Origin of the sequence: Hyphococcus sp. (genome assembly GCF_965228385.1) — a bacterium.
Lineage (GTDB): Bacteria > Pseudomonadota > Alphaproteobacteria > Caulobacterales > Parvularculaceae > Hyphococcus.
In genome coordinates, this window is the sequence record NZ_OZ245810.1 from 2,044,847 (window position 1) to 2,069,196 (window position 24,350).

Consider the following 24,350-nt stretch of genomic DNA (forward strand, 5'->3'; position numbering starts at 1 on the left):
ACCCTACCGCAATTTCAGCGTGGCGAGGCCAATCATTGCTAGCACCATGGCGATAATCCAGAATCGGATGACGATCGTCGACTCTTTCCAGCCGAGATGCTCAAAATGATGATGGATGGGCGCCATGCGAAAAACGCGCTTGCCGGTCAGCTTGAAGGACGCAATCTGAATCATCACCGACAATCCTTCGAGAACGAAAAGCCCGCCGACAATAGCGAGGACGATTTCATGTTTTGACGCAACGGCGACCGCGCCGATAGCGCCGCCCAGCGCCAGCGAGCCGGTGTCGCCCATAAAGATCGCGGCGGGCGGCGCATTGTACCATAAAAATCCCAGTCCCGCGCCGATTATCGCGCCACAGATCACCGCGAGCTCGCCGGCGCCCGGCACGTAAGGCACGCCGAGATATTCCGCATAGACAACATTACCCACGAGATAGACGATCAGCGCATAGGCGCCGGCGGCGATCATCACCGGCACGGTTGCAAGCCCGTCAAGCCCGTCCGTGAGGTTCACCGTATTCGACGCGCCGACGATCACGAAAGCGGCGAATGGAATAATGAAAATTCCGAGCGGCACGCCCGGTGCGCTGAACCAGTTCTGGAATATATCCAGCGGCACAAACGGCACGGGCACGGCGGTCGCCAGTCCCGCAGGCGCATCCGGCGCAGAGCCCAGCGCATCCATGCAAAACCAGCCGGCGGTCAGCGCAACGGCGAACTGCACAGAAAGTTTCAAACTGCCGACAACGCCGCTCGCGGTTTGCTTGGTGACTTTCAGATAGTCGTCGATAAACCCGAGGGCGCCGAAAGCCAGCGTCACGCCCATGACGATCCACACATATATATTGTCGAGCCGGGCCCACAAAAATGTCGCCACAACCAGCGACAGCAGGATCAAAACGCCGCCCATGGTGGGCGTGCCGGCTTTTTCGATAATATGATTTTGCGGGCCGTCGGCGCGAATCGGCTGACCGCGCCCCTGCTTGCGCCGCATCCAGCGAATCAGCGACGGGCCCAGCAAAAACGCAATCAACAGCGCGGTCATCACCGCCCCGCCGGTGCGGAACGTCAAATAACGGAATACGTTAAACAGCTGAAAATCGTCCGCCAGCGGCGTCAGCAGGTGATACAACATCTAGGCTCGGCCCTCTATTTCTTCCAGTTTGCCGCTGTCTTTCAACGCGCGCGCAACGGCGCTGACTTTAGAGGCGTTCGATCCTTTGACCATGACGATGTCGCCTGCGGCCACAGCGTCCAGTACGGGCCCGACGAGCCCGACGGCGTCGCCAGCATGCAGCCCGCGCATCTGCGGCGGCAGCGCATCCCACAGATGGCGCATCAAACCGCCCGCTGCGTAAACCCGGTCAACCTTCGCTGCAACCAAAGCTTTGGAAAGGTTGGCGTGCAGCGCGGCGCCCTCCGGTCCTAATTCCAGCATTTCGCCGAGAATGGCGATGCGCCGCCCGCCCTTCCCCGGTTCGCTGGCGCCCAGAAGGCCGATAGCCGCCGTCATCGAGGCCGGGTTGGCGTTATAGCTCTCATCAATAAGCGTCGCTTCGCCATTATCGAGCGTGATCGCGGTGCGCGCGCCGCGCCCCTCCGCCGGCGTTATGGCTGCAAGCGCCTTCATGCACATTTCCAGCGGCGCGCCCACTGCCTCAGCCGCCGCGAGGGCGGCCAGCATATTCGCCGCCTGGTGACGGCCCGGCGCGCCCGCGAAAAATACGTGAGGCTTGCCGTTGATTTTCGTTTTCAGCCGGGCGCCGACGCCCTCCGCCTTATAATCGAGCAGTTGGAAATCGGCGCCGTCTTTTTCGCCGAAAGTCACAAATGAAGCCGCGCCGGCTTGTTCCGCGCGTTTTTTCAGCAAGGGAAAAAATTCATTGTCGAACGGCAACACAGCGACGCCGCCGGGCGCGAGGCCGGAAAAAATCTCCGCTTTCGCTTCTGCGATTTCCTCGACCGATTTAAAAAATTCCAGATGCGCCGCCGCGACGGTTGTGACGATCGCCGCATGGGGCCGGACAAGTCCGGTAAGCGGCGTGATCTCGCCCGGATGATTCATGCCGATTTCAAAAACGCCGAAATCCGCATGCATGGGCAATCGCGCAAGCGTCAGCGGCACGCCCCAGTGATTGTTAAAACTTTTGTCAGCCGCATGCACTGCGCCGGCGCCTGAGAGAATAGCGCGCAGGATTTCCTTCGTACTGGTCTTGCCGGCGCTGCCTGTCACAGCGATGCGTTTGCCGAAATTACGCATGCGCGCGGCCGCGGCGAGATCGCGAAGCCCTTCGAGCGTATCGCCGACCACGAGCAAGGGCGCGCCCTCCGGCGCATCTTTCGGGGCGCGGGCGACCAGCGCGGCGCAGGCGCCGGCGTCAAATGCGTTTTTCAGAAATTCATGCCCGTCGCGGGCATCGCGCAACGCCACAAATATATCGCCGGGTTTCAGCGTGCGCGTGTCGATCGAAATCCCGCCGGCGGCCCACTCTTCCGCCTCCCAGCGTTTCGGATCGCCGCCGCGCGAACATAACGCGCCGCCGGTCGCCGCCGCCGCTTCATACGCCGTCCATAATTTTTCCAGTGCCTGCGTCATCGCCCGATCTCCCTGATGCGGTTCGCGAGCGCGCGAGAAGCAACTTGCGCGTCATCGAACGGCAACGTTTTATCACCCACCACTTGTCCGGTTTCGTGCCCTTTCCCCAGAATGAGCAGCACGTCGCCGGCTTCCAGCATCGCGACCCCCGCCCCGATAGCCTCACCCCTGTCGGCGATTTCCATTGCGTCAGGAGAGCCTTCCATGACCTGCTTTCTGATCGCCGCAGGATCTTCCGTTCGCGGATTGTCATCGGTGACAATCACAACATCCGCGTTTTCTTGCGCCGCCGCGCCCATCAATGAACGCTTCGCTTTATCGCGGTCGCCGCCGGCGCCGATGATAGCGATGACGCGGCCTTTGGCGTGCGGACGGATCGCTTGCAGCGCCGTCGCTACGGCGTCGGGCGTATGGGCGTAATCGACGAATACGCTTCTTGATTGATCTGATGGCCCCAAACTTGCCACGTGCTGCATACGTCCCGGCGCGCCTTCAATAGTTGATAGCCAAGGCATGACCGCACCGGGCCTTGCGCCCGACGCGATCACTATGCCGGCCGCCAGCAATGCGTTTTCAGCCTGGAAATCGCCAATTAGGTGCGTGTCGGCTGTATAATGATGGCCGCATGCGTCGACTTCAATGCGAAGTCCCGTTGCATGGGCTTCACAACTCAGCAGCTTTACATCTTCACCGTTGGCGCCTGTCGTCAAAACACGAATTTTGCGCTTTTTCGCAGCGTGAATGACACGCTCCGCGCCCTCGCCGTCGGCATTGACGACGACAACGCCGCCGTCCGCCAGCAATTCATCGAAAAGCCGCGCCTTGGCGGCGAAATAGTCGTCGAAACTCGCGTGATAATCGAGATGGTCCTGCGTGATATTCGTGAAAGCGGCGATCTTGAATTTCACCCCGTCGGCGCGGTGCTGCGCAAGACCGTGACTCGACACTTCCATGGCGAGATAATTCACACCGGCGTCCGCCATCCCTTGCAATGTTTCATGCAGCGTCACGGGATCGGGCGTGGTATGAATGAGCTTGCGTTCATAACCGGCGCCCTGGGCCCCGAGCGTGCCGAGACTGCCTGACGCCCGCCCGAGCCGCGACCATAGCTGCGCTGCAAATCGCGCCGTGGATGTCTTTCCATTGGTGCCCGTTATCCCGGCGATGGTTTCCGGCTGGCGCGGATAAAATCGCGACGCCATCTGCGCAAGGCGCCGACGCGGTTCTATATCGGCGATAATCGGCAATTTTGATTTTACGCCCGGCCGCGCCAGAATAGCGGCGGCGCCGCGCTCTTCAGCCTGCGGAATGAATGCCGCGCCGTCCATATTGACGCCCGGCAGCGCCGCAAACAGAAAGCCGTGGTCTACGGCGCGGCTGTCTGCGGTCATTCCGGCGATGACAGGATCGGGCGAGAACGGCTCGCCGGAGAGGACGGACAGTTTCAACGCGCCGCCTCCGGCGCTTCGATCTCAAGCTTTGCCTGACGGCGGAGCTTTGGCGGCGCGCCGGAAATAAAGGAGGCGAGCGCCATTGTTTCACTTACTTGCGTCAGGCCAAGAAGCGGCGCAGCCCGCTCCACGAACCGTGAAAATGCGGGCGCGGCGTTCCAGCCTGCTGTCGCATAGCCATGCGTGCCTTCGATCGCCTGTGGATTATCGAGCGTAATCAACACCGCATAGCGCGGCGCGTAACCGGGCACGGCGCCGACAAAACTCGCAATGCGCGCATCCGTTTCGTAACCGCCATTTTCAGACACCTTGTCAGCGGTCGCTGTCTTTCCAATGGGAAAATAGCCCTGCGCCTCAGCGTATGTGGCGGTTCCGTCCGTGATTACGCGGCGCAGCACGCGGCGCATGGCCGCGCTTGTCTCTTCGCTGAAGACATCTTCGCTGGGTTGAGCTCCGTCAGCCGACAGAAAAGTCGGCGTTATGTATTGGCCGCCATTCACCACCGCTGAAAACGCCGCAAGAAGATGCAAAGGCGTTATCGAAATACCGTGCCCGTACGAAATCGTCGCGGATTCGACCGGCCCCCATTGGCCAGGCAATTGCGGCGCACGGTTTTCATTGAGTTCAATCGGCAGGGCGTCAAATAACCCAAGCTCTTTCAAGAACCGGCGCTGCTCTTTCACGCCAAGATCGACCGCCATGCGCGCGGCGCCGATATTGGATGAGTGCTGGACGACTTCCGACAAGGTCAAAACCCGGTTCTCGCCGTGAAAATCCCTAATGTTCCGGTCAGCGACCCGGAAACTGCCGCGCGCATCATATACCGTTCCCTCGCCCGCCAGGCCGTTTTCCATCACCGACGCCGCGGTGAATATCTTGAACGCCGAGCCGAGTTCATAATTGTCGTAAGTGGCGCGATTGCGGCGAGAATCGTCCGGTGCGGCGCCCGGTTCGTTCGGATCGAAATCAGGAACATTGGCGAGCGCGAGAATTTCACCCGTCTCCACGTCCATCACAGCGCCCCACGCGGCTTCGGCGAGGAAGGTGTCCATTGACGTTCTCAATTCTTCTTCGAGAACCTGCTGCACGCGAATATCGATGGACGCGCGCAACGGCGCGCCCTGCGCATTCACGCGGCCATACCGGTTGGCGACGCGCTCAAGCCCCATGACGCCGCCTTTTCCGGGTTCGTCATGTCCGATCACATGCGCAGCCAGATCAGCCTGCGGATAAAATCTGTCGACACGCGCCGCAAAGCGCACGCCCGGCAGACCAAGATCGAAAATCGCCTGTCTTTCCGCCGGCGTCAAATCCGAGCGGACTTCCACGTAACGCCCCTCTTCCAGTTCAAGCGTAAGGCCGACGGGGTCGATCTCCGGCAACACGCCGGCAAGCTTCTGGGCCGTCTCGCCGGCGTCCCACACTTCCCGGCCGGCGATCTCCAGCGCGATCACCGGCAAGTCCGTTGCCAGCAGCGCGCCGTTTCGATCAACGATTTCCGGGCGCGGCGCATCTTCGGCGTTTTGCTGCGCATAAAACCGATCAGGACTGATTTGCCCGAATGATATAAAGGCAAGCCTGACGCCCAGCGAGGCGAAAATAAACACGAATACAACCGCACACATCATGACGCGCATGCGCGCACGCTCGGCGATGCGCCCGCGCGCGCCCGACGCCCGCACATTCATCGTCGGCGCATCGTCCGGCGTCTCGCTCGCTTCCGAGATAATATAAGCTCTTGGCTTTTCCCGTTTATGCTTTCCGCCAAACACCTTGCGCGAATTCCTTTTCGATTAGCGGGCGTTGATCTTTTCCGCTTCCGTCAGTTGCGCCATGGCCATGGCGTTGAGAATCACGTCGCTTGCAGGCTCGTCATCCCCAGGCGCGGCCTCTTCAAGACCGAAAGCAACGGCAAATTCCTGCGCGTTTTGCAACTGCTCGCCTTCAGACGGACGCAGCGTCGTTTTCATATCAGCGATTTTCGCCAGCCGTTCCGGGTTTTCAAGATAGGCGATCTCGGCCCGCAGCATCTGGATGGAGCGCAACTCCTCAACTTGGCTGGTCTCGATGCTGTCAATTTCCTTGCGCAACTCCCGCACAGAAACCTCCGCTTTATAGCGGCCGAAAGCAGCGGCAGCCAGCACAAAACATAAAAATATAGTCGTAATACGGATCATTTTATACGCCTCCGTTTAAAAAGGATAACTCTAAGAGTTTGGGAAGTCCAAGACTTGCTTCATCAATCGCGAGCGGCGCGGCGCCGGTGCGCGCGCCCGCCCGAAGCTTTGCGGATCGTGCGCGCGGGTTTTCCTGCGCTTCATTCCGGGATGCTGCTATGGCTTTCGGATAAACGAGATCGAATGCTAACGGCGCAACATCCGCCGGCGGCAAATGACGCGAGCCCCCGCCTTTGGCAGCTTCCCCGCCCGCGAGAAAGCGCTTTACGATGCGATCTTCCAGCGAATGGAATGTCACCGCGACGAGCCGCCCGGCCGGGCGCAATAACCGTTCCGCCGCACGCAGCCCCGCAACAAGCTGACCCAGCTCGTCATTCACAAAAATCCTGAGCGCCTGAAAAGCCCGGGTCGCCGGATGAATCTTTTTGCGCGCCGATTGCGGCGTCGCGCTTTCGATAATGCCCGCGAGCCGTCCTGTCGTTTTAATCGGCGCGGTTTCGCGCGCAGCGACGATGGCTTTTGCTAGCTGGCCGGCTCTTTTTTCTTCGCCGTAAGATCGAAAGATCGCAGCCAGATCGCGCACTTCCGCCTTTTCGATGACGTCGGCCGCGTCGGGCTTGCCCAAATCCATACGCATGGACAACGGCCCGTCATATCGGAATGAAAATCCGCGATGCGCTTCGTCCAGATGCATGGAGGAAACGCCAAGATCAAAGACGACGCCGTCGACGACTTCGACGCCCGCTTCTTCCAGCGCCTCGCGCATTTCGCCGAACGGCCTGTTGATCAGGATCAACCGTCCGGCGAATTGCTTGGTCAATTCCTTTGCCCGATCAATCGCCGTTGGATCGCGATCAAATCCGTAGACGGTGCAATCGGCGGCGTTGAGAATGGCGCGGGCGTAACCCCCGGCGCCGAACGTTGCGTCAACGTAAATTCCGCCATCGCGGGGCGCGAGCGCGGCGAGCACTTCCTTCAGCATGACGGGCGTGTGCGGCGATGCGGTCATGCGCCCACTCCCGCCGGCGCGGGGTTGCGCAATGAAAGACGCGCTTCGCTCGAAATCTTTTTCGCCTCTTCAAGCGCTTCGGCGAAAATTTCCGGGTTCCAGATCTGGAAAGACCGCACATGCCCGGCGAAAAGAGCTTCGCCGTCCAGTTTCGCATGCTTGCGCAATGCGTCCGGCAAATTGATCCGCCCTTCCTTGTCGGCGGAGAGCGGCGTCATTTGAGTTGCAAAAATCCGCTCGAGGCTGACGCGTCTGGGAGAAAAAGGATCGAGCTGGTCGATCATCTCCATCAAATTATCGATGTAATCCGCGCCGCCGCATTCAATACACGGCTCTTCAGTGGACGGCGCGCAATAGATGACGTTTTCTTCCGGCATGCCAAGCGCGCGCCGGAACAGCGCCGGCGTCGCCAGCCGCCCTTTCGCATCAATCTTGTTGACATAGGACCCGAAAAACCGGGCCCCCGCCGCGCGCCGCATGTTCCAACCCTCCGCCGCGGCGCAGCGCCGGCTGCCGTCTGCAACCGGGCGTGCACCGCCCCTGACCCGTTTCTTTTTGGGTTACGATGGGATAGCATGGGATTTCATGGGCGGTCAAAGGTTGAATCACCCAAAAATGCGGTTTTTCGCGCTGATTACGGAACAGAAACGGAACATGAGAACCGGCGCAAACGAGATGCAAAATAAGAAGAGCGAATCATCATCGAAGACGCGTTAACAAAACATGAATCAGCAAAAGCCGCCCCGGCCCGCCTGGCGACAAGGGGCGGCGTTCGCCAAACGGCGCCGGGCGCCGCTCCCAGCCGAAACCGTCTGCAGGGTTCTCGCGGCGGCTTCTTGCGCAACCGCAATCGCGCGAAGGTCAGCGTTCAACGCCGCTTCGATTTCAAGCGCCGGACTGATCCGCCGGCGCAACGCGTTCATGTTTTGCATTTCAAGCAGCGCTCTTTGAGTCCAGTTTTTGTATTCATACCGGTTCATGAAATGGACCTTACCCTCGCGCGGGCGCATACCATTGTTACGCCCTGTTTCGGTTTCGATACGGACGAAGCAAACAAAGTGAGGACGCATCCGGGCGCGCGCTTCTTAATAAACTTATTTAACGCGCGCCCCTTAATCAGACGTGAAGTGGTGAACACATTTAACAGATAAAAATCATCATGCTTAATGACAGTGCAGGCAAATCAAGCAATTACTGGCGTTGTCCGGTAAGGAAAGTTTGCGGAGACTTAAAACAGGGCCGCAAAAGCCGTTAATGCCGTTCATGTTGTTAACCATTATGAAAGCTTATCGTCGTTAGCTGCTGGCGACAAAGATGAAGAGCGCGATCAGGTTTCGAGGGGAACAGCGCGCCGAACAGGAGACGGACAATGCGGGTTTTGCTGATCGAAGACGACGGCGCCACGGCACAAAGCATCGAGTTGATGCTCAAGTCAGACGGGTTCAACGTATACACCACGGATCTTGGCGAAGAAGGCGTCGATCTCGGCAAGGTTTACGATTACGACATCATACTTCTCGACCTTAATCTGCCGGATATGACGGGCTTCGACGTCCTGAAAAGTTTGCGCGTTTCGAAAGTGAACACGCCGATCCTCATTCTGACCGGCCAGGGCGACATTGAAACCAAGGTTCGCGGTCTCGGTTTCGGCGCCGACGATTACATGACCAAGCCGTTCCACAAGGATGAATTGGTCGCGCGCATTCACGCTATCGTGCGCCGTTCAAAAGGGCATTCGCAGTCGGTCATCACAACCGGCAAACTGGTTGTTAATCTCGATGCGAAAACTGTTGAGGTGTCAGGCCAGCGCGTGCATCTGACCGGCAAGGAATATCAGATGCTGGAGCTGCTGTCGCTGCGCAAGGGCACGACGCTGACCAAGGAAATGTTCCTCAATCATCTTTACGGCGGCATGGATGAACCGGAATTGAAAATCATCGACGTCTTTATCTGCAAGCTGCGCAAGAAACTTGCAGCGGCGACACAAGGCGAACACTACATCGAAACCGTCTGGGGCCGCGGCTACGTTTTACGCGATCCGCAGGAGGAAAAGGCCGCAGAAGTCGCATAACCGACCTTCTACTTGCACAACTCATAAAAAACGCCCCGGCTTTTCCGGGGCGTTTTTTATGGGGACTGGCCGAACATGATTTTCTTCAGATCCCGCACCGTTTCTATCATGTGGGTCGGAGACTGAGCGGCCGACCAGCGCGCCGTTTTGCGACGGCAGGCAAACGAAACCGCCGGCGCAAGAGAATAATCTTAGCCGCATGAAAAGCTCCGGTCTCGGACCCGCACGCTACACCAGATGCTGCATGAGAACTATCGCGGCGCATTCACGCTTGCGGGAACAAACGCCATGCGAAAGCGTTACCGGGATAACCCTCACCCGCCAAAGGAGCGCCCTTCATGACCGACCTGAAAAAAGCCCGCAAAAACCCCGAACAGTTGTTCTGGGATGAGGTCGATGACGTGAACGCCGGCATGCTGGGCGTTGAAGGCAGCGGCCAGCACATGCAGCCCATGTCGCCCTATTGCGACCGCGAAGGCGGCGCGATCTGGTTTTTCACCGAAAAAGATTCAGATTTGATAGACGCCATCGGTACTACGGGCGGATCGGCGATGTTTACGATCGTTTCAAAAAGCCGGCATTTCCACGCATGCGCGCGTGGCGCGCTGATTGAAAATCTCGACCGCGGCAAAGTCGAGGAATACTGGAATCCGGTCGCCGCCGCCTGGTACAAGGACGGCAAGGACGATCCGAATTTAACGCTTCTCCAGTTAAAGCTCGAAGACGCGTCGCTCTGGGCGTCGTCGGGCAACCCGATCGCTTTCGCGTGGCGTATTGTAAAAGGCAATTTGAGCGATGCTGCGCCTGAAGACATGGGCGTGCGCAATCATTTCCGGTTTGCCGCCTAACGACAGTTCAGCCGGCTGGCCAGAAAGCTTTGCCATTCAAGGCCTGAAAAAACAGCGCCGCAGCCAGCGTCGCCTGCAAGACGGCGGCGGCCGGGACAATGATACGCGACGGCGCGCTGAACCTGTCAGAAAGATATCCGATTAACGGCAGCGTCTGCATCATGTGCAGGGCGACGAAGTGGGCCGGCCTCAAATCGCCAGTCTCCCGCGACCAGCCAAAAAAAGGCACGCTCACATCATCGGCGGAGGGAACGCCGACCCAATGCGAGCCCGAATATGACATATATCCCGCAAAACCGATGGTGATGAAAGAGCCGATCAATAACCCCAGAATTGACCCGAGACGCAACCCACCGCCGGAGCCTTTTCGCCAGATCTGGATACCCAGGACGATCGCGACGGCCACCAGCAACAGAGCGCCGAGCCCCATTAGCGCATATAATAGGCTTTCAAGATCCGTTTCGAAATTAAAGTGAGAGTTGCGCGCGCGCGCCGCCTGGATTGAAATGTAAATCTGTTCGAACAGCATGGCTGCAACCGCCAGCATGGCGAAAACGCTTAATACTGGCCCGGCGCGTACGGCCCTTGGCAATTGTTGCGCGAGGATGGCGAGCGTTATGAAATGGACGGCCAGCGACAGATTGAATTTCTGCGGCTTCAACCAGACGCTAACGCCGTCAATTGTTCGCGAATCCATGAGCCAGGCAGGGGTGGTGACGACAAACAGGGCGATCACAAAAAAAGCGCACGCAAGAAAAATGCGTGTGACATGATCGTCGTCCAAGCCGGGCGCCGCCGGCGCGCTTGAACGCATGGCGTCAAGATAGTGTTTCACTGTGCCGCCTCTTTCTCGCGATAGGCTGCGCGCATGACCATAAACAGCGCGAGTCCGACAGGGCCGAACATGAAGGTTGCAAGTAAAAGCGCGGCTTGTATGAGACGCGGTACGCCAAGTCCATCAGCTTGCCGCGCAATCCAGGCGCCGATAAACAAATCGAAAGCAAGGTAGTGAACCCATCCCGCCAGCAACAATTCATCCTTGCTGAAGAGCGCGCGCACGGCGTCAATCGATCCGTAACCGCCCTGTACGGTATAGACGTTGGAGAACATCAGCCCGGCGTATAAAAGACTGAGCGCTAACGGAATGACATATTGAGGGATGGCGAATAACAGCGCGTAACGCCGGGGCAATAATATCAGTATGATCCAGCCAGCTAACGCCAGCTGATTTGCAAGTGAAAACACCGTTTCAGGCGCAAAATTGAACTGTTCCGACACGCCGCCCCCGCAGCCCTGCTCCTGTCGGACGTATTACACTTTTATGCGATGCGAGCAACAGCGCGTTGGATCAATGCTTTGCGCGAGGCCTCCTCACCCCCAGAACCGCTCAAGCCTTAGCCGGCGTCGCTGGACAACGCTCCTTCCATCGCCAGTACGGCCTTTTTGCGGGCGACGCCCCAGCGGTAATTATGAATGACGCCGGATGAAAGGATAACGCGGTGACAGGGAATCAGTACGGAAATCAAATTTGCACCGACGGCCGCGCCCACTGCGCGATTGGCGCGCGGCGACCCGATATCCCTGGCGATATCGCCATAGGTGGCGCAGGCGCCATACGGAATTTTTAACAGCGCTTCCCAGACTTTCAACTGAAAATTCGTCCCGCGCACATGCAACCGCAAGGGCTCGCCCAACTTGCGGTTCAACGCAAACGAAAAAGCATTCTCCGCCAGCGGGGCGATCCGGTTCTCGTCTTCTATAAATGAGGCGGCGGACCAGTCATGCTTCATTTCATTGAGGTGCAATATCTCGCCGCCTTCTTCTGCGAAACTCATCCAGCACACGCCTTTATCCGTGGCGCCGATCAGTACGCGTCCTAATGGTCCTTCGATAAAGCCGTAGCGTATTTCAAGCCCCTCGCCCTTCCGGCGATAATCGCCGGGCGTCATGGCTTCCGCCGCAAGAAAAAGATCATGAAGGCGCGACGAGCCCGAAAGTCCGGCGGAAAAAGACGCAGACAAAACGTCTTCGCCGCCGTTCATGGCGCGCTTTGCTTCCTGCGCCGCGAGATACTGCAGGAAGCGCTTGGGGGAAACACCGGCGCCCGCCTTGAAAACACGCTGGAAATGCGCCGGCGACAGGCCGACAAAAGCAGCTGTGTCTTCAAGCGTCGGCTGGTCTCCGGCATGAGCCGCGAGAAAATCGATGGCGCGCCCGACGGGCGCATAACCGTCAAGTCTTCTGGCCCCAATCGCCGTTTCGGGAATCATATGTGTGACGTTGTTCATAGGACTTTATTAAGGTTTGAGCGCGCCCCGAAACACCCGTTTTTTGCTGAAAAGGCACAACGGCTTTACGCTGTATTAACCCTAATGCGGCGTAAATACACGCGAAACAATTTTAGGAGATCACCCATGCAGGATCTTCAGTACATTATCGGTATCGGTTTTTCCGGCGCGGACCTGCCCCGCGCCATCATCCTTGCATTCCTGTTCGCCATGTTCGCCAAGGGCGAACAGAATTTATGGAAAATCGGCCTGCTCGCCCTTCTGATTGATCGGACAGTCTGGCCAATCGCGGCGATGGGGTCTTCCGGCGCGGACATTCAGTCGATTTACGCCGCCATCGGCGGCATGGCGAAAAGCCTGAAAGACGATCTCGGCATTTACATCGTCCGCTATATCGGTCTGGTGATGATGATTGGCGGCTTCCGCTGGTTGCGTTCGAGCATTCACGGATTTCCGGGCAAGGCCGCGACTGCCTAGACCTTGCCAAACGCCACGACGGCGTTCAAACCGCCAAATGCAAATGAATTGGAGAGCGCGATATCAACATCGCGCTCTTCGGCGTTATTGGGCGTATAATTCAGATCGCATTCGGGATCGGGTTCGTCGTAATTCGCCGTAGGCGGAATAACGCCGTTGCGCAGCGCCAGTATGGAGGCGATCGATTCAATGCCGCCAGCCGCACCCAGCAAATGCCCGTGCATGGATTTTGTGGAGGAAACAGCCAGCGCATCGGCGTCAGCACCGAACACCGAACGGATAGCTTTTGTTTCCGTCGGATCGTTTAACAGCGTGCCCGTGCCATGCGCATTGATGTAAAATCTTGACGCATCCGCGCCAGCCACCTCTTTCAAGGCCAGTTTCATGGCGCCGGACGATCCTTCCACGGCCGGGTTGATCATGTCCTTGCCGTCGGCGTTCATGCCAAAGCCGGCGATGCGGCAAAGAATATCGGCGCCGCGCTTCTTCGCGTGTTCTTCCTCTTCGAGTATCAGCACGCCGGCGCCCTCGCCGATCACGAGACCATTCCGGTTTTTTGAAAACGGCCGGCATGTCTCGTCCGACATTATGTGCATGGCGCGCCAGGATTCCAGCGCGCCATAAGCGAGCACCGCCTCGCTTGCGCCCGCAACGCCGGCGTCCGCCGCGCCTGACTTGATCAGTTCGGCGCAGACGCCGATTGCATGCGCGCCCGTCGCACACGCGCTCGACACTGCGAAAGAGGGTCCGTAAAGCCCGTGCTTTATGGATAACTGGCTTGCCGGGGCGTTCGGAATAATTTTCAAAATCGTCAGCGGATGCGGGCGCCGGTCATTGCACAGCATGCCCACATAGCCGTCGTCAAAGGTCGTTTGCCCGCCAATGCCGGTGCCGATAATGCACGCTGTGCGCGCGCCGAGCGCCTCATCGAAGGCCAGCCCGGACTCCTCGATCGCTTCTTCCGCCGCCAGCATGGCGAATTGCGTAAACCGGTCCATGCGCCGCGCCTGGGGGCCTAGCGATTTCAGACGCTCCTCCAGCCCGTCCACAGGCGCAACAGGAACCGTCATTGAAAATTTGTCGGCGACTGAATATTCGCGTTTGACAATTGCGCTTTCGCCGCTGGTCAGCCCGGTCCAGAATTCGGGAATGCTGGCGCCGTTCGGCGCCACAACGCCCATTCCCGTAACAACGACGTTCCGTGTCATGAAGATTATTTCTTGATCAGCTTGTCGAGGGCGTCGATGAGATCGCCCACCGTGGTCATGTCGCCAAACGGATTTTCATTGGCGTTAAACGGCACCTCTACGTCGAGCTTTTCCTCGACTTCGTAAATGATTTCCACAACCGAGAAGGAATCGATGCCGAGATCGGCGATGGGCGTTTCTCTCGTCAATTCGCCGGTCAGGCCAACCGCATGCTCCTTGATGATTTCCATTAGCGAGGCTTCGAATTCAGCCATTCCCGGTTCTCCATTACATGCAACGGTCATAGCCAATGCCGGCGGGGATTTCCAGCCAGCAGCCGGGCGCTAATCCCGGAAATTCTGGTACTGGAAGGGCTGCTCCAGCTTCATCGCCTTCACAAAGGCGATCACCTCCTGCAGATCGTCGCGCTTTTTACCGGTGACGCGCAACGCGTCGCCCTGGATCGCCACCTGGACCTTGAATTTCTCGCCCTTGATCGCCTTGACCAGTTTCTTGGCGAGTTCCTTGTCGATTCCCTGTTTAATCAGGACGCGCTGGCGCACCGACTGGCCGGCCGCCGGTTCTTCTTTCTGATAGTCGAGCGAGCCGGGCTCAATGCCGCGCTTTTGCATATTGCCCTGAAGGATCTCATGCATCTGGCGCAGCTTCAGATCGTCATCGGCGAAGATTGTGATGACGCCGTCTTTCATTTCGATTGTGGATTTTGACCCCTTGAAGTCATAGCGCGTGGAGATTTCGCGCGTCACATTCTGGATGGCGTTGTCCGCTTCCGCGAGATCCACTTCCGAGACAATATCGAATGACGGCATGGTCCGCTCCCCTGTTTGCTGGTCGCCCATCTTGATAAGCGACTTTGATATAAACGCCAGACGGTCTGTAAGCCGGGTTCTGTATCCCGCAACAAGTGCGGGACGACGACCATTCCTCTAGGCCGCGAATTGCTTCGCGGCTCAAGCAACCAACCCGGACGGCCCAAGCTCGAAAGCTAACGGCGTGAAAACGCGCCTGCTGAAAACAGCGCGCCGTCCCTATTCGGTTTTGCTCCAGGCGGGGCTTGCCATGCCCGTTCCATTGCTGGCCCGGCGGTGCGCTCTTACCGCACCTTTTCACCCTTACCCCGAGACGGGGCGGTTTGTTTTCTGTGGCGCTTTCCCTCAGGTCCCTTATTGCTAAAAAACCCGGCCGGGCGTTACCCGGCGCCTTGTTCCCATGGAGCCCGGACTTTCCTCGGGCGGGAAAAATCCCGCACGCGGCCGTCCGACCGTCTGGCGCAAAAGGATGTGGCGGGCGCGGGCCCAGGCGTCAATAGCCGATCGCGATCCCGTCCTTGCGCATTTCCGTGGCGCCCCAGTAAACGCCGGTTTCCGGATCGCGCATGATCGCCTGATAACCGCCGAACATGATACCGTCTTCGACGACTTCCACATTGTGCCCCATGGCGCGCAACGCCTCGACCGTTTCGGCCGGCACGCCGGGTTCGACGTGCAGCACCCCAATGGCGTTGTCAGGGTCGTCGCCGAGCCGGTCCGTCGGCGCCCGCCCGCCTGCATGGTTGATCCGCGCCGCATCGCCCGCCTCCTGCAGATTCATGCCGTAATCGACGAGGTTGATCAGCACCTGAACATGGCCCTGCGGCTGCATCGCCCCGCCCATGAGGCCAAAACTCATCCACGGCGCGCCGTCTTTCATGGCGAACGCCGGAATAATCGTATGGAACGGCCGCTTGCCAGGCGCATAGGCGTTCGGATGGTCAGGGTCGAGCGAGAACAATTCACCCCGGTCCTGGAACATGAACCCGAGGCCGTCCGCCACGAGGCCGGACCCCATGCCGCGATAATTCGACTGGATCAGCGACACCATCATGCCGTCCTTGTCGGCGACGGTAAGGTAGGTCGTATCGCCTGCGCCCTCGATTTTCGGATCGCCCGGCTGCGGCGCCGGATTGACTGCTTCGGGATCGATCTCCTCAAAGCGCTCCCGGCCATAAGCGTCAGACAGCAACCAGTCGACCGGTGTTTCGACAAAGGCGGGATCGGCGTAGTAACGGGCAAGGTCCTCGAAAGCCAGCCGCTTGGCTTCCGTGATATAATGCAGCACTTCGGGGCCGCCGCGCTCCCACTGGCTCAGATCGACATTTTTCAGTATATTAATCATCTGCAGTGCGGCGAAACCCTGTCCGTTCGGGGGCAGCTCACACAGCGCAACGCCGTTCTTGTATTCAACGCATCCCGGTTCAACCCACTCGCTCTCATGCGCTGCGAAATCTTCGTAACGCAGATCCCCGCCGATGCGTTTGAAATAGGCGTCCATTGTCCGCGCCAGCTCGCCTTTGTAAAACGCATCGCGCCCCTTTTTCGCAAGCACGCCGTAGGTTTTCGCAAGATCCGGGTTTTTGAAAATCGCGCCCGCCTTCAGCGGTCCGTCGGCGAAATAGGTTGCGCGCGCATTGTCGAACGCGCCAATCATGTCAAGGCGTTCCTCAAACCGTGCAAAATTCAATTCAAAATAGCGGGCGATGACCGGCGACACCGGAAACCCGTCCTGCGCATAGGACGTCGCCGGCGCCAGCACCTTCCGCATGGGGAGCTTTCCAAAACGCTCATGCATTTCGAACCAGCCGTCCACTGCGCCGGGAACCGTCACCGGCAAATGTCCGAAGGGCGGAATGGAATCGGCGTCGCCAAGCGCCGCCTGCAAATCTTCCAGGCTGCGGCCCATGGGGCTGCGGCCGGATGCATTAAGCCCGTAGAGTTTCTGCGTTTCCGGGTCCCAGATAATGGCGAAAAGGTCGCCGCCGATGCCATTGCCGGTCGGCTCCATAAGGCCCAGCGCGGCGTTGGCCGCAATCGCCGCATCCACCGCGCTGCCGCCGGCTTTTAAAATGTCCACAGCAACCTGGCTCGCCAGGGGATGCGCTGTCGCGGCCATGCCGTGTTCGGCGACGACCGGGCTGCGCGACCAGGCTTCGCCGACCGGCCTGCCGCCCGCGCCGATCTCCTGCGCTGAAACGGCGGTGACGCTGGCGGCCGCAATTACGCAATTAATCAGTTTACGAAGCATGGTTTCTCCTCGAAAAGACTGCCATTATACCAATTCCCAAGTTGCCTTGCGTACAATTTCCCAGAAACAATGTTATAGACACCATCATAAACACCGCTCATTTTGCGGTTTCATATCGCATGGCCTGCAATTGTTGACGCAATCGCTCCCCGAATATCTCTTCGCCGCAGATGCTGAAGTGATCTCCGTCCCTGTACGTCAAACAATCGCCGACGAGGAGGGATTGCGGATTTATGTCGAGCGTATTGATTAGAGAGATATACTCTACATTCTGACCCTGATTTTCCAACAGTTTCAACATTTCACCCTCAAGGCGGTCAAAAAGATCGATGTGGCGTCTATTGATCTTCCATTCCGTTTCCGGGTTTTTCAAAGCCGACTCATAATCAAAACGCGCCTCTACAAAAGGACCAAGCCATATCACTTCATTATCAAGAGATAAATCGTTTAAGTAGGTAACTGTTTTATCGAAATTATTTCTGTCGAAGGCAAACGGGCTTTGTTCCTGAAAAATTCTGATCGTATCGTTTTTGCCTTGATCGTCCTGCAGAAAATAGGATCCGGATTGATGAAAATAAATTCGGCGAATGCTGTTTTTCTCGCTTGCGGCAAATTCCCGGAATTCCTTGTATTTGCATTTTGGCCGGTCCCGATGCGGACGGCAGCCCCCCTGCGAAACGCCGATCAAAAAATCCCCCATACCGGCCCTGAAAAAAAAGTTGTGAATATTCATGGCGTGCGAATCGCCGAGCACGATAACCGCTTGCTGATGCTTTTTCTTGCACGCGTTAAACCGCGCAAGCGGCAGTTGCGTCACTTCCCGCACCCAGAAACGGCACTCGCCGTCATCGCCCATGACATCATACAGGTCGTATTGCGTATGACGCTCTACGAGGTTGTATAATTTTGCGCTGTTATCCTGAAAGTCGCGTAAGAAATACCGTTCCTGAATAGACAGTGAAATTCCTGCGGCGCTGAAGCCCGCCATCAAAACGGCAGTGCTGGAAAATATAACCGCCATCATTTTTGTGGAAATAGAATTCGCTGTCCCACGCCGGCGGAAAGGACATTCAACATATTTCCAGGTGAGATATGCCGGCGCCGCCGTCAAAACACTAAGCAAGCCCATTTGCGCAAGACCCGGCTCCCCTGGCGTCGAAATCCGGACAAAGGCGAAGAGAGGCTGATGCCATAGGTAAATGCTGTAGCTAATCAGCCCGATCCCTACAAATAGTTTTAACGACATCAGCCGGCCAGCATAGGTGTCGCCGTCTGCAAAGAGTATAAACAGCACGGACCCCGTAACGGGTATTAAAGTATACAACGAAGGAAACGGCGTATTCTCATGAAACAGAAACACGCTGGCCAGAATCAATAACACGCCTGCAGCGGATGCGAGGTTTTTGATCGCACGGCCCGAAGAAATTGTAGCAAATGCGCAAAGCGCGCCGGCGAAAATTTCCCATACGCGCGCATGGGTCAGATAAAATCCTGCATTTGCATCGCTACGTGATATCCATTCCGCAAATATCAGGCTAAGACCTGCGATCGCTGCAATCGCCAGAACCATATTGATCTTGCCGAAACGCCACAGCGCCAGTAGCAGTAAAGGAAATGCAAGATAATATTGTTCCTCAACTGCAAGGCTCCACGTATGAAGCATGGGAATGTCTTCTGCAGCCGGTGAAAAATATCCGCTTTCTCGCCAGAAGAAAAAGTTCGAAACGAAAAACACAACGGCGATGAGCGACCGTGAAAAGTCCTCATATGAAGTTGGCGTCATTAAAATGAACGCTGCGGGTACACAGCACGCCATAATGAAGAAAAGGGCTGGCAGAATGCGCCTGGCGCGGCGCTCGTAAAAGCCGCGCAATGAAAACGTTCCTGCGGCGCGTTCTTTCAGAATAATTGACGTAATCAGATAGCCGCTGATAACAAAAAAAATGTCGACGCCGACGTAACCGCCCGAGAAAAGCGGAAAGCCTGCATGGTAAAGCACTACCGGGATAACCGCTACGGCGCGCAGTCCGTCAACTTCCTTGCGATACTTCAGGCTCGGCGGATTCATTCGTTTATCTGACAGCGCTCACAGCCATCAACGCTGCTTTCGTCCTCGGGTCAAACCCCTGCCCCAGCGATTGCGGGCAGAAGCGGCGCTGAAAAGCAACAAGCGCGGCGGCGTGATCGCCCGGTTTCGCATCATAGCCGATTTCAACAAGCGCGCCCAACGCGTCATCGTAGGAAACCGCCTCGCCGTCCTTCGGGTCGCCGCTGAACGGCGCCAAGGCTAATCCCGCCGCCGCCAGCCGGACCCAGGGAAATTTCTCGCCGGGGTCTTCCTTGCGGCGGGGCGCCACGTCGGAATGGCCGAGCACCCGAGCCGGGGTTATATTATGGCGCGTGCGGAGATCCTTCATGAGCGCAATTACTGCGGCGATCTGCGTCTCTGGAAAATCGCGATAACCCCACTCATGGCCGGGATTGACGATCTCTATACCGATAGAGCGCGCATTGATGTCCGTCTCGCCGCACCACGATCCGGCGCCGGCGTGCCACGCGCGCTTTTCTTCATCGACAAGCCTGAAGACATCTCCATTTTCCTCAACGAGATAGTGCGCGCTGACTTTCGCCTGCGGATCGCACAAGCGGTCCAGCGCCTCCTTGCCGGTCCGCATTCCTGTGTAATGGAGGATAATCGTGTCGGCTTCACGTCCGCGTTCATCGAAATTCGGCGACGGCGCATCAATAAGTTTCATTGGCTTATCCCGGCGGTTCTGAAAGGACTCCAGTATTGGGCTGTTTCTTCGCATTTCGCAAAAGCACGAACCCGACGCCCGCCAAAGTCATGAGGCCGCCCACCGCCATGCGCGGGCCGAACGGATCGCCGAGGAGGAGAACGGAAAAGAATACGGCGATAATCGTCGTCAGGAGAACGCTTGGCGCAACGACGCTCACCGGTAAACGCTGCAACAGCCAGTAATAGGTTGCGTGCCCGATGATCGAGGCGGCGACCGCGGAATAAATTATCGCGCCGAAAAACAGTCTCTTATCCACCGCTTCGTACGCCGCCGCCTGCCCCGTCTCGAATATGGCGGTCATGACAGACAGGCCGACAGTACCGATAACAGAAAACCACGCCAGTAATTGATACGGGGTGAAACCGCTTGAACGCTTTACCGTCACGGCCCCCATGGCTTCGGAAAACGCCGCGGCGGCCACAAGGCCCACGCCAAGGCCGATGCGCGTGTCCGGGTCCGCCGACGTTTCGCCGGCGGTCGCAATCAGGGCGACGCCGACAAAAGCGATAGCGATGCCCAGGATCCGCCGCCAGCCGGGGCGATCCCCCAAAAAGATCACGGCCAGAATTGTGGCGAACGGAACATGCAACTCAAGCGCAATCGCCGCCGCCGACGCAGGGGCGAGCTTTACGCCTGAAAACATTAGCGCATAGTTGAAGACGCCAAGACACAGGCCGCCGAGAAAAATCTTCGGCATTTCTCCGCTGCGCCACCGCAGGAAAGGCGACATCAAAATCGCCACCAGCCCCATCCGCACCGCAGCGTAAAACATCGGCGGCACTTCACCGACGATTGTTTTGATCACCACAAAATGAAAGCCCCAGACGAAACACATCATCAAAAAGGCGCCGACTTCGCGCAGACTCATTCACGCTCTCCGGATTGCAAGGCTTTAAGACTATTGGTTTGCCGCTTAAGCCGAACGCCAGAGCGTATCAATCGATAAATTCTATCTGGGAGAATAGACCTGAATTCAGGCCCGGGCGCTCACCGAACGCCAGCGGCGGGAATGCTCGCCGCCAAAAAGAATGCCGGAAATTGCCGTCAAGCCGAGAATAACCGGCGCCGCGATGGCGAGCGCAATAACCGCGATGGAGGCCGCGAGAACGACAATGCAGAATACAGCCGTTTCAATGATGCGGTTCTTCAAAGTACCGCCCCGTTCGTGTTGTTCCAGTGCGTTACACTCCGGCATCCGAACTAACCCCTACTCTACACGCATAATCATCAAAACAGACTGCCGCTTGCGCGTCCATGGCGTCCCACAGGCGCGCCGGCTATTTTGAGGCATAATTCGTTAATATCTGTTCATATGCGCTGTTGATAGCGGCCATGCGCCCTTCGGAGATTTTTACAAGATCAATAGGCACGCCGCGCCCCATCAACGCATCCGGATGATGATCCCGCGACAAGGCGCGATAGGCCAGTTTCACCGTCTCCAGACTTGCGCCCGGCTCGACCCCCAAAATCAGGTGCGGGTCATCCGCGCCAAGCCCCAGATGCGCCGCTTTCAGGCGATGAAAGGCCGGCGCACTGATCCCGAACTCCTCTGCAACCTCATTGAGAAGCTCCAGTTCGCGCGGATGTGCAACGCCGTCGGCCACCGCAACATGAAAAAGGCAGTCTAGCACATCCTCCAGAATTTTTGGCGAGGCGGCAAAAATTTTCGCCACACGCTTCAGATATTCTCTGAAACCCGCCACGTCCTGTTGCGCAAGCTGGTAGATCATCCGGACCTTGTCGCCTTCTTCCGCAGGAAAATGAAAATAATCGCGGAAAGCATCGATTTCGTCATCGGTGACAATGCCGTCGGCCTTCGCCATTTTGGCGGAAAGTGCGATCAGGGCGATTGAAAACGCCGCCTCGTCGCGTTTTCGGCGCTGCGCGCCCAATGCATCGAGCAAGGCGCCAAGCGTGCGTTTTTTCGCCTCGGCGATGCTGGCTTCTATTCGGTCCCAGAAACTCATGCCCGTTTCTTAAGTCTCAAAGCGAAAAAGCGCCAGCAGACGCCGCGCCGCAGCGGGAGCCCTCTCAACGCCTGGGGAAAAAATTTCAACTGTAAAATAAAAGTCATATTTGCATAGACTTACCAGCAAAAAGCGCATCCTTTGCGCTGAACGCATCCCCGCCAAGCTTTGCAAATCCTGCTTTTTGCCGACACAATTTCCGCCTCAGCCAAAAGCGCCTGAAATTCAGCGCTGATCTGTCAAACGGGGAAGGAAACGGGTGATGGGGCGAACGTTTCAAGAGCTTGGCGTTTTAATCAGCGGATTGTGTTGCGGCGCAGCCTTTACAATGATTGTTCTGGTAATCGCCGGCGTCTTCAACTGAGTTTTAAAAGCGCTTACGCCGCATGACGAGAACGCGCCGCGCGCTGACGGTTCGCCGTTTCACAAAGCCATATCTTCACAGTCAACTTTTCCTTGTCCTCTGCTGAAGGCGATAATGTTTCTACACTGATGAGCCGCAGACCTGTCGCCGCACACCACGCACGCACTTCATCATCCGAAAACCCCAGCCGGCGGTGGGCGTGTTCTTCGCGCAGGAATTCCAGCTCATGCGGCGCAAAGTCTGAAATCACCAGCCTGCCGCCGGGCGCAAGCAGTCTCGCCGCCTGCGCAATTGCGCCAACCGGTTCTGACAGAAAATGCAGCACTTGATGCAGGCAGACAACATCGGCGCACCTGGCTTCAAGCGGCAAGGAAAAAAGATCGCCGTGTCGCGCCTGTGCGTGGGCGATTCCCGCTTGATCCAGGTTGGCGCGCGCTATCGACAGCATTTCATGCGACAAGTCATAACCGATTGCGGATTTGTAACGGTCGGCGAAAATCTCGAGCATACGGCCTGTGCCGGTGCCAAGATCGATAAAAAGACCGACGTCCTTGTCGCCGATCAGATCAATCATGCGCGATTCAATATCCTGTTCGGGCAGGTGCAACCGGCGAAGCCGGCCCCACTCCTTGGCGTTTTTTTCAAAATACGCAGCCGCCTGCGCCGCGCGCGCCTCGCGCGCCTGATCAAAACGCTCCGCATCGCGCACAAGCACCCGGTCCTCCGCTTCGGCCATTTCCCGCACCGCCTCAATCACAGCGCGAACCGGCAATCGCCCGGCGGCGGGGACCGCCATGCGGTAAAACATCCACGCGCCTTCCCGGTGGCGCTCCGTGAGGCCGGCGTCGGAGAGGATTTTCAGATGCCGGCTCACGCGCGGCTGACTCTGGCCAAGAATGGCGGTCAGTTCGCTCACGGTCAGCTCGCCGCGCGCCAGCAAAACCATGATGCGAAGGCGCGTTTCCTCGCCAATGGCGCGAAATATATTGAGCGCAGCGTCAAGCGCCATCTTTACAGCCTCATCCTGTTTGTGAATTAAAATATAAAGATATCTTTATATGTTGGCAATTGTGAGCGTTCGCGTCAAATTTCGGTCTTGATGGCGGCGCTTTTCGCGCATTGTTATGAACCGGCGAATTCCTATATCCTGCAATAGCGCCGGATAAGGTCCCGGCGCGCGCGTCTAACCAGGGGGCTCCTGCCGATATGAAGATTTCCGCCTTTCTCGCCGCACTTTGCCTGCCGCTCGGCGGCCTCGCCCATGCGCAACTGACCGGCGCAGGCGAAGCCGATGATGTCGCGCGCGAACTGGAAGCGGCGCCGGTAAACGCCAACGCGGCGGATGCAGATCCTTGGGAAGGCTTCAACCGCAAAATGTTCGCCATCAATGATACGTTTGACCGGACGTTGATGGTGCCGGCTGCAAAAACCTATCGCGCGGTCACCCATAAAAAACAGCGCAAAGGCATTCGAAATTTTATCGCCAATCTGCGCACGCCGGTGATCCTGGTAAACGACATCCTCCAGGGCGAGTTCGGGCGCGCCGGAGAAACCGCGGGCCGTTTCGTTATCAATTCCACAATCGGATTTGGCGGCATGGGCGACCCCGCGGAACGGCTCGGCATTGCGCAGCATTCGGAGGATTTCGGCCAGACCCTCGCTGTCTGGGGCGTCGGCTCCGGTCCCTATGTGGTTTTGCCGTTTTTCGGGCCCAGCACCGTGCGCGACAGTTTCGGTTCCGCATTCGACGCCGCGGCCGATCCGGCCATCTGGGTGCGCACGCCTCCGGCGAAATATTTCCGCTATTCCCGCACGGGCGTCGGCCTTTTATCCGCCCGCGAACCGCTGATCGAGCCGCTGAACGATATCCAGTCGGATTCGCTTGATTTTTACGCATCCATCCGAAGCTTTTATCTTCAGTCCCGCATGCGTGAGATCAATAACGGCCGCACAACCTTTGAAGATTTGCCGGATATCGGTGAATTCGAAGAATTTGAGGAACTGGAATAGCCTTTCAGGCGTTTCCATAAGGTT

The 24,350-nt window shown here is 57.7% G+C and carries 25 protein-coding genes and 1 other RNA gene; 4 read left to right on the top strand and 22 right to left on the bottom strand.

All coding sequences use genetic code 11. The annotated features are described in order from the left end of the window. Positions 1-3 precede the first annotated feature (3 nt). From mraY to ACQK2Q_RS09675, 8 genes are all read right to left on the bottom strand, one after another. Complete coding sequence (gene mraY / locus ACQK2Q_RS09640) at positions 4-1,137, bottom strand: phospho-N-acetylmuramoyl-pentapeptide-transferase (protein ID WP_425409530.1); 1,134 nt, start codon at positions 1,135-1,137, stop codon at positions 4-6. Then, positions 1,138-2,598, bottom strand: a complete 1,461-nt coding sequence (locus tag ACQK2Q_RS09645; protein WP_425409531.1) for a UDP-N-acetylmuramoylalanyl-D-glutamyl-2,6-diaminopimelate--D-alanyl-D-alanine ligase — start codon at positions 2,596-2,598, stop codon at positions 1,138-1,140. Beyond that, positions 2,595-4,046: a UDP-N-acetylmuramoyl-L-alanyl-D-glutamate--2,6-diaminopimelate ligase gene (locus tag ACQK2Q_RS09650; protein WP_425409532.1), complete on the bottom strand. Its 1,452-nt coding sequence runs from the start codon at positions 4,044-4,046 to the stop codon at positions 2,595-2,597. Before ACQK2Q_RS09650 ends, ACQK2Q_RS09645 begins: the two co-directional genes overlap by 4 nt. Further along, entirely contained in the window at positions 4,043-5,821 is a 1,779-nt protein-coding gene (locus ACQK2Q_RS09655) for a peptidoglycan D,D-transpeptidase FtsI family protein (RefSeq protein WP_425409533.1), read from the bottom strand. The genes ACQK2Q_RS09650 and ACQK2Q_RS09655 overlap by 4 nt, the downstream gene beginning before the upstream one ends. 21 nt (positions 5,822-5,842) lie before the next feature. Continuing rightward, entirely contained in the window at positions 5,843-6,226 is a 384-nt protein-coding gene (gene ftsL, locus ACQK2Q_RS09660; RefSeq protein ID WP_425409534.1) for a cell division protein FtsL, read from the bottom strand. Position 6,227: 1 nt separating this feature from the next. Beyond that, positions 6,228-7,235 carry a 16S rRNA (cytosine(1402)-N(4))-methyltransferase RsmH gene (gene rsmH, locus ACQK2Q_RS09665; RefSeq protein ID WP_425409535.1) on the bottom strand — a complete coding sequence of 336 codons (1,008 nt, stop codon included), beginning with the start codon at positions 7,233-7,235 and terminating at the stop codon, positions 6,228-6,230. Further along, positions 7,232-7,714 carry a division/cell wall cluster transcriptional repressor MraZ gene (locus ACQK2Q_RS09670; RefSeq protein ID WP_425409536.1) on the bottom strand — a complete coding sequence of 161 codons (483 nt, stop codon included), beginning with the start codon at positions 7,712-7,714 and terminating at the stop codon, positions 7,232-7,234. Before ACQK2Q_RS09670 ends, rsmH begins: the two co-directional genes overlap by 4 nt. A gap of 249 nt (positions 7,715-7,963) precedes the next feature. Then, positions 7,964-8,215, bottom strand: coding sequence for a hypothetical protein (locus ACQK2Q_RS09675; RefSeq protein WP_425409537.1), 252 nt, complete (start codon positions 8,213-8,215; stop codon positions 7,964-7,966). Between the two features lie 389 nt (positions 8,216-8,604). On the opposite strand from ACQK2Q_RS09675, the gene ctrA reads away from it, so the two are divergent. Beyond that, positions 8,605-9,306: a response regulator transcription factor CtrA gene (gene ctrA, locus ACQK2Q_RS09680; RefSeq protein WP_425409538.1), complete on the top strand. Its 702-nt coding sequence runs from the start codon at positions 8,605-8,607 to the stop codon at positions 9,304-9,306. Positions 9,307-9,644: 338 nt separating this feature from the next. Then, positions 9,645-10,154, top strand: a complete 510-nt coding sequence (locus ACQK2Q_RS09685; RefSeq protein ID WP_425409539.1) for a pyridoxamine 5'-phosphate oxidase family protein — start codon at positions 9,645-9,647, stop codon at positions 10,152-10,154. 7 nt (positions 10,155-10,161) lie between these two features. On the opposite strand, the gene ACQK2Q_RS09690 is transcribed toward ACQK2Q_RS09685, so the two are convergent. The 3 genes from ACQK2Q_RS09690 to ACQK2Q_RS09700 form a co-directional block, all read right to left on the bottom strand. Beyond that, positions 10,162-10,989 carry a hypothetical protein gene (locus ACQK2Q_RS09690; RefSeq protein ID WP_425409540.1) on the bottom strand — a complete coding sequence of 276 codons (828 nt, stop codon included), beginning with the start codon at positions 10,987-10,989 and terminating at the stop codon, positions 10,162-10,164. Further along, positions 10,986-11,432, bottom strand: a complete 447-nt coding sequence (locus ACQK2Q_RS09695; RefSeq protein WP_425409541.1) for an ABA4-like family protein — start codon at positions 11,430-11,432, stop codon at positions 10,986-10,988. Before ACQK2Q_RS09695 ends, ACQK2Q_RS09690 begins: the two co-directional genes overlap by 4 nt. Before the next feature lie 116 nt (positions 11,433-11,548). Next, positions 11,549-12,442 carry a bifunctional transcriptional activator/DNA repair enzyme AdaA gene (locus tag ACQK2Q_RS09700; RefSeq protein WP_425409542.1) on the bottom strand — a complete coding sequence of 298 codons (894 nt, stop codon included), beginning with the start codon at positions 12,440-12,442 and terminating at the stop codon, positions 11,549-11,551. Positions 12,443-12,568: 126 nt separating this feature from the next. On the opposite strand from ACQK2Q_RS09700, the gene ACQK2Q_RS09705 reads away from it, so the two are divergent. Next, positions 12,569-12,919: a hypothetical protein gene (locus ACQK2Q_RS09705; RefSeq protein WP_425409543.1), complete on the top strand. Its 351-nt coding sequence runs from the start codon at positions 12,569-12,571 to the stop codon at positions 12,917-12,919. Here the strand turns inward: ACQK2Q_RS09705 and ACQK2Q_RS09710 are convergent. The 11 genes from ACQK2Q_RS09710 to ACQK2Q_RS09760 form a co-directional block, all read right to left on the bottom strand. After that, a complete protein-coding gene (locus ACQK2Q_RS09710) occupies positions 12,916-14,127 on the bottom strand; it encodes a beta-ketoacyl-[acyl-carrier-protein] synthase family protein (RefSeq protein WP_425409544.1) in 1,212 nt (403 codons plus the stop codon). The genes ACQK2Q_RS09705 and ACQK2Q_RS09710 overlap by 4 nt on opposite strands. A gap of 5 nt (positions 14,128-14,132) precedes the next feature. Beyond that, positions 14,133-14,381, bottom strand: a complete 249-nt coding sequence (locus tag ACQK2Q_RS09715) for an acyl carrier protein (protein WP_425409545.1) — start codon at positions 14,379-14,381, stop codon at positions 14,133-14,135. A 69-nt stretch (positions 14,382-14,450) separates the two neighbouring features. Further along, positions 14,451-14,936, bottom strand: coding sequence for a YajQ family cyclic di-GMP-binding protein (locus ACQK2Q_RS09720; RefSeq protein ID WP_425409546.1), 486 nt, complete (start codon positions 14,934-14,936; stop codon positions 14,451-14,453). 52 nt (positions 14,937-14,988) lie between these two features. Beyond that, an RNA gene (gene rnpB / locus ACQK2Q_RS09725) (RNase P RNA component class A) lies at positions 14,989-15,396 on the bottom strand. Between the two features lie 33 nt (positions 15,397-15,429). Continuing rightward, positions 15,430-17,187, bottom strand: a complete 1,758-nt coding sequence (ggt, locus tag ACQK2Q_RS09730; protein ID WP_425409547.1) for a gamma-glutamyltransferase — start codon at positions 17,185-17,187, stop codon at positions 15,430-15,432. A gap of 97 nt (positions 17,188-17,284) precedes the next feature. Further along, on the bottom strand, positions 17,285-19,255 hold the full coding sequence (locus ACQK2Q_RS09735) for an acyltransferase family protein (RefSeq protein WP_425409548.1): 1,971 nt from the start codon (positions 19,253-19,255) through the stop codon (positions 17,285-17,287). 4 nt (positions 19,256-19,259) lie between these two features. Continuing rightward, positions 19,260-19,943, bottom strand: a complete 684-nt coding sequence (locus ACQK2Q_RS09740) for an N-acetylmuramoyl-L-alanine amidase (protein WP_425409549.1) — start codon at positions 19,941-19,943, stop codon at positions 19,260-19,262. Between the two features lie 4 nt (positions 19,944-19,947). Then, a complete protein-coding gene (locus tag ACQK2Q_RS09745) occupies positions 19,948-20,853 on the bottom strand; it encodes a DMT family transporter (RefSeq protein ID WP_425409550.1) in 906 nt (301 codons plus the stop codon). 105 nt (positions 20,854-20,958) lie between these two features. Continuing rightward, complete coding sequence (locus ACQK2Q_RS09750) at positions 20,959-21,135, bottom strand: hypothetical protein (RefSeq protein WP_425409551.1); 177 nt, start codon at positions 21,133-21,135, stop codon at positions 20,959-20,961. A gap of 127 nt (positions 21,136-21,262) precedes the next feature. Next, complete coding sequence (locus tag ACQK2Q_RS09755) at positions 21,263-21,952, bottom strand: TerB family tellurite resistance protein (RefSeq protein WP_425409552.1); 690 nt, start codon at positions 21,950-21,952, stop codon at positions 21,263-21,265. 377 nt (positions 21,953-22,329) lie between these two features. Next, positions 22,330-23,325, bottom strand: a complete 996-nt coding sequence (locus tag ACQK2Q_RS09760) for an ArsR/SmtB family transcription factor (protein WP_425409553.1) — start codon at positions 23,323-23,325, stop codon at positions 22,330-22,332. Between the two features lie 197 nt (positions 23,326-23,522). Here ACQK2Q_RS09760 and ACQK2Q_RS09765 point away from each other — a divergent pair, with 197 nt between their 5' ends. Further along, positions 23,523-24,326 carry an MlaA family lipoprotein gene (locus ACQK2Q_RS09765; protein ID WP_425409554.1) on the top strand — a complete coding sequence of 268 codons (804 nt, stop codon included), beginning with the start codon at positions 23,523-23,525 and terminating at the stop codon, positions 24,324-24,326. Positions 24,327-24,350 lie beyond the last annotated feature (24 nt).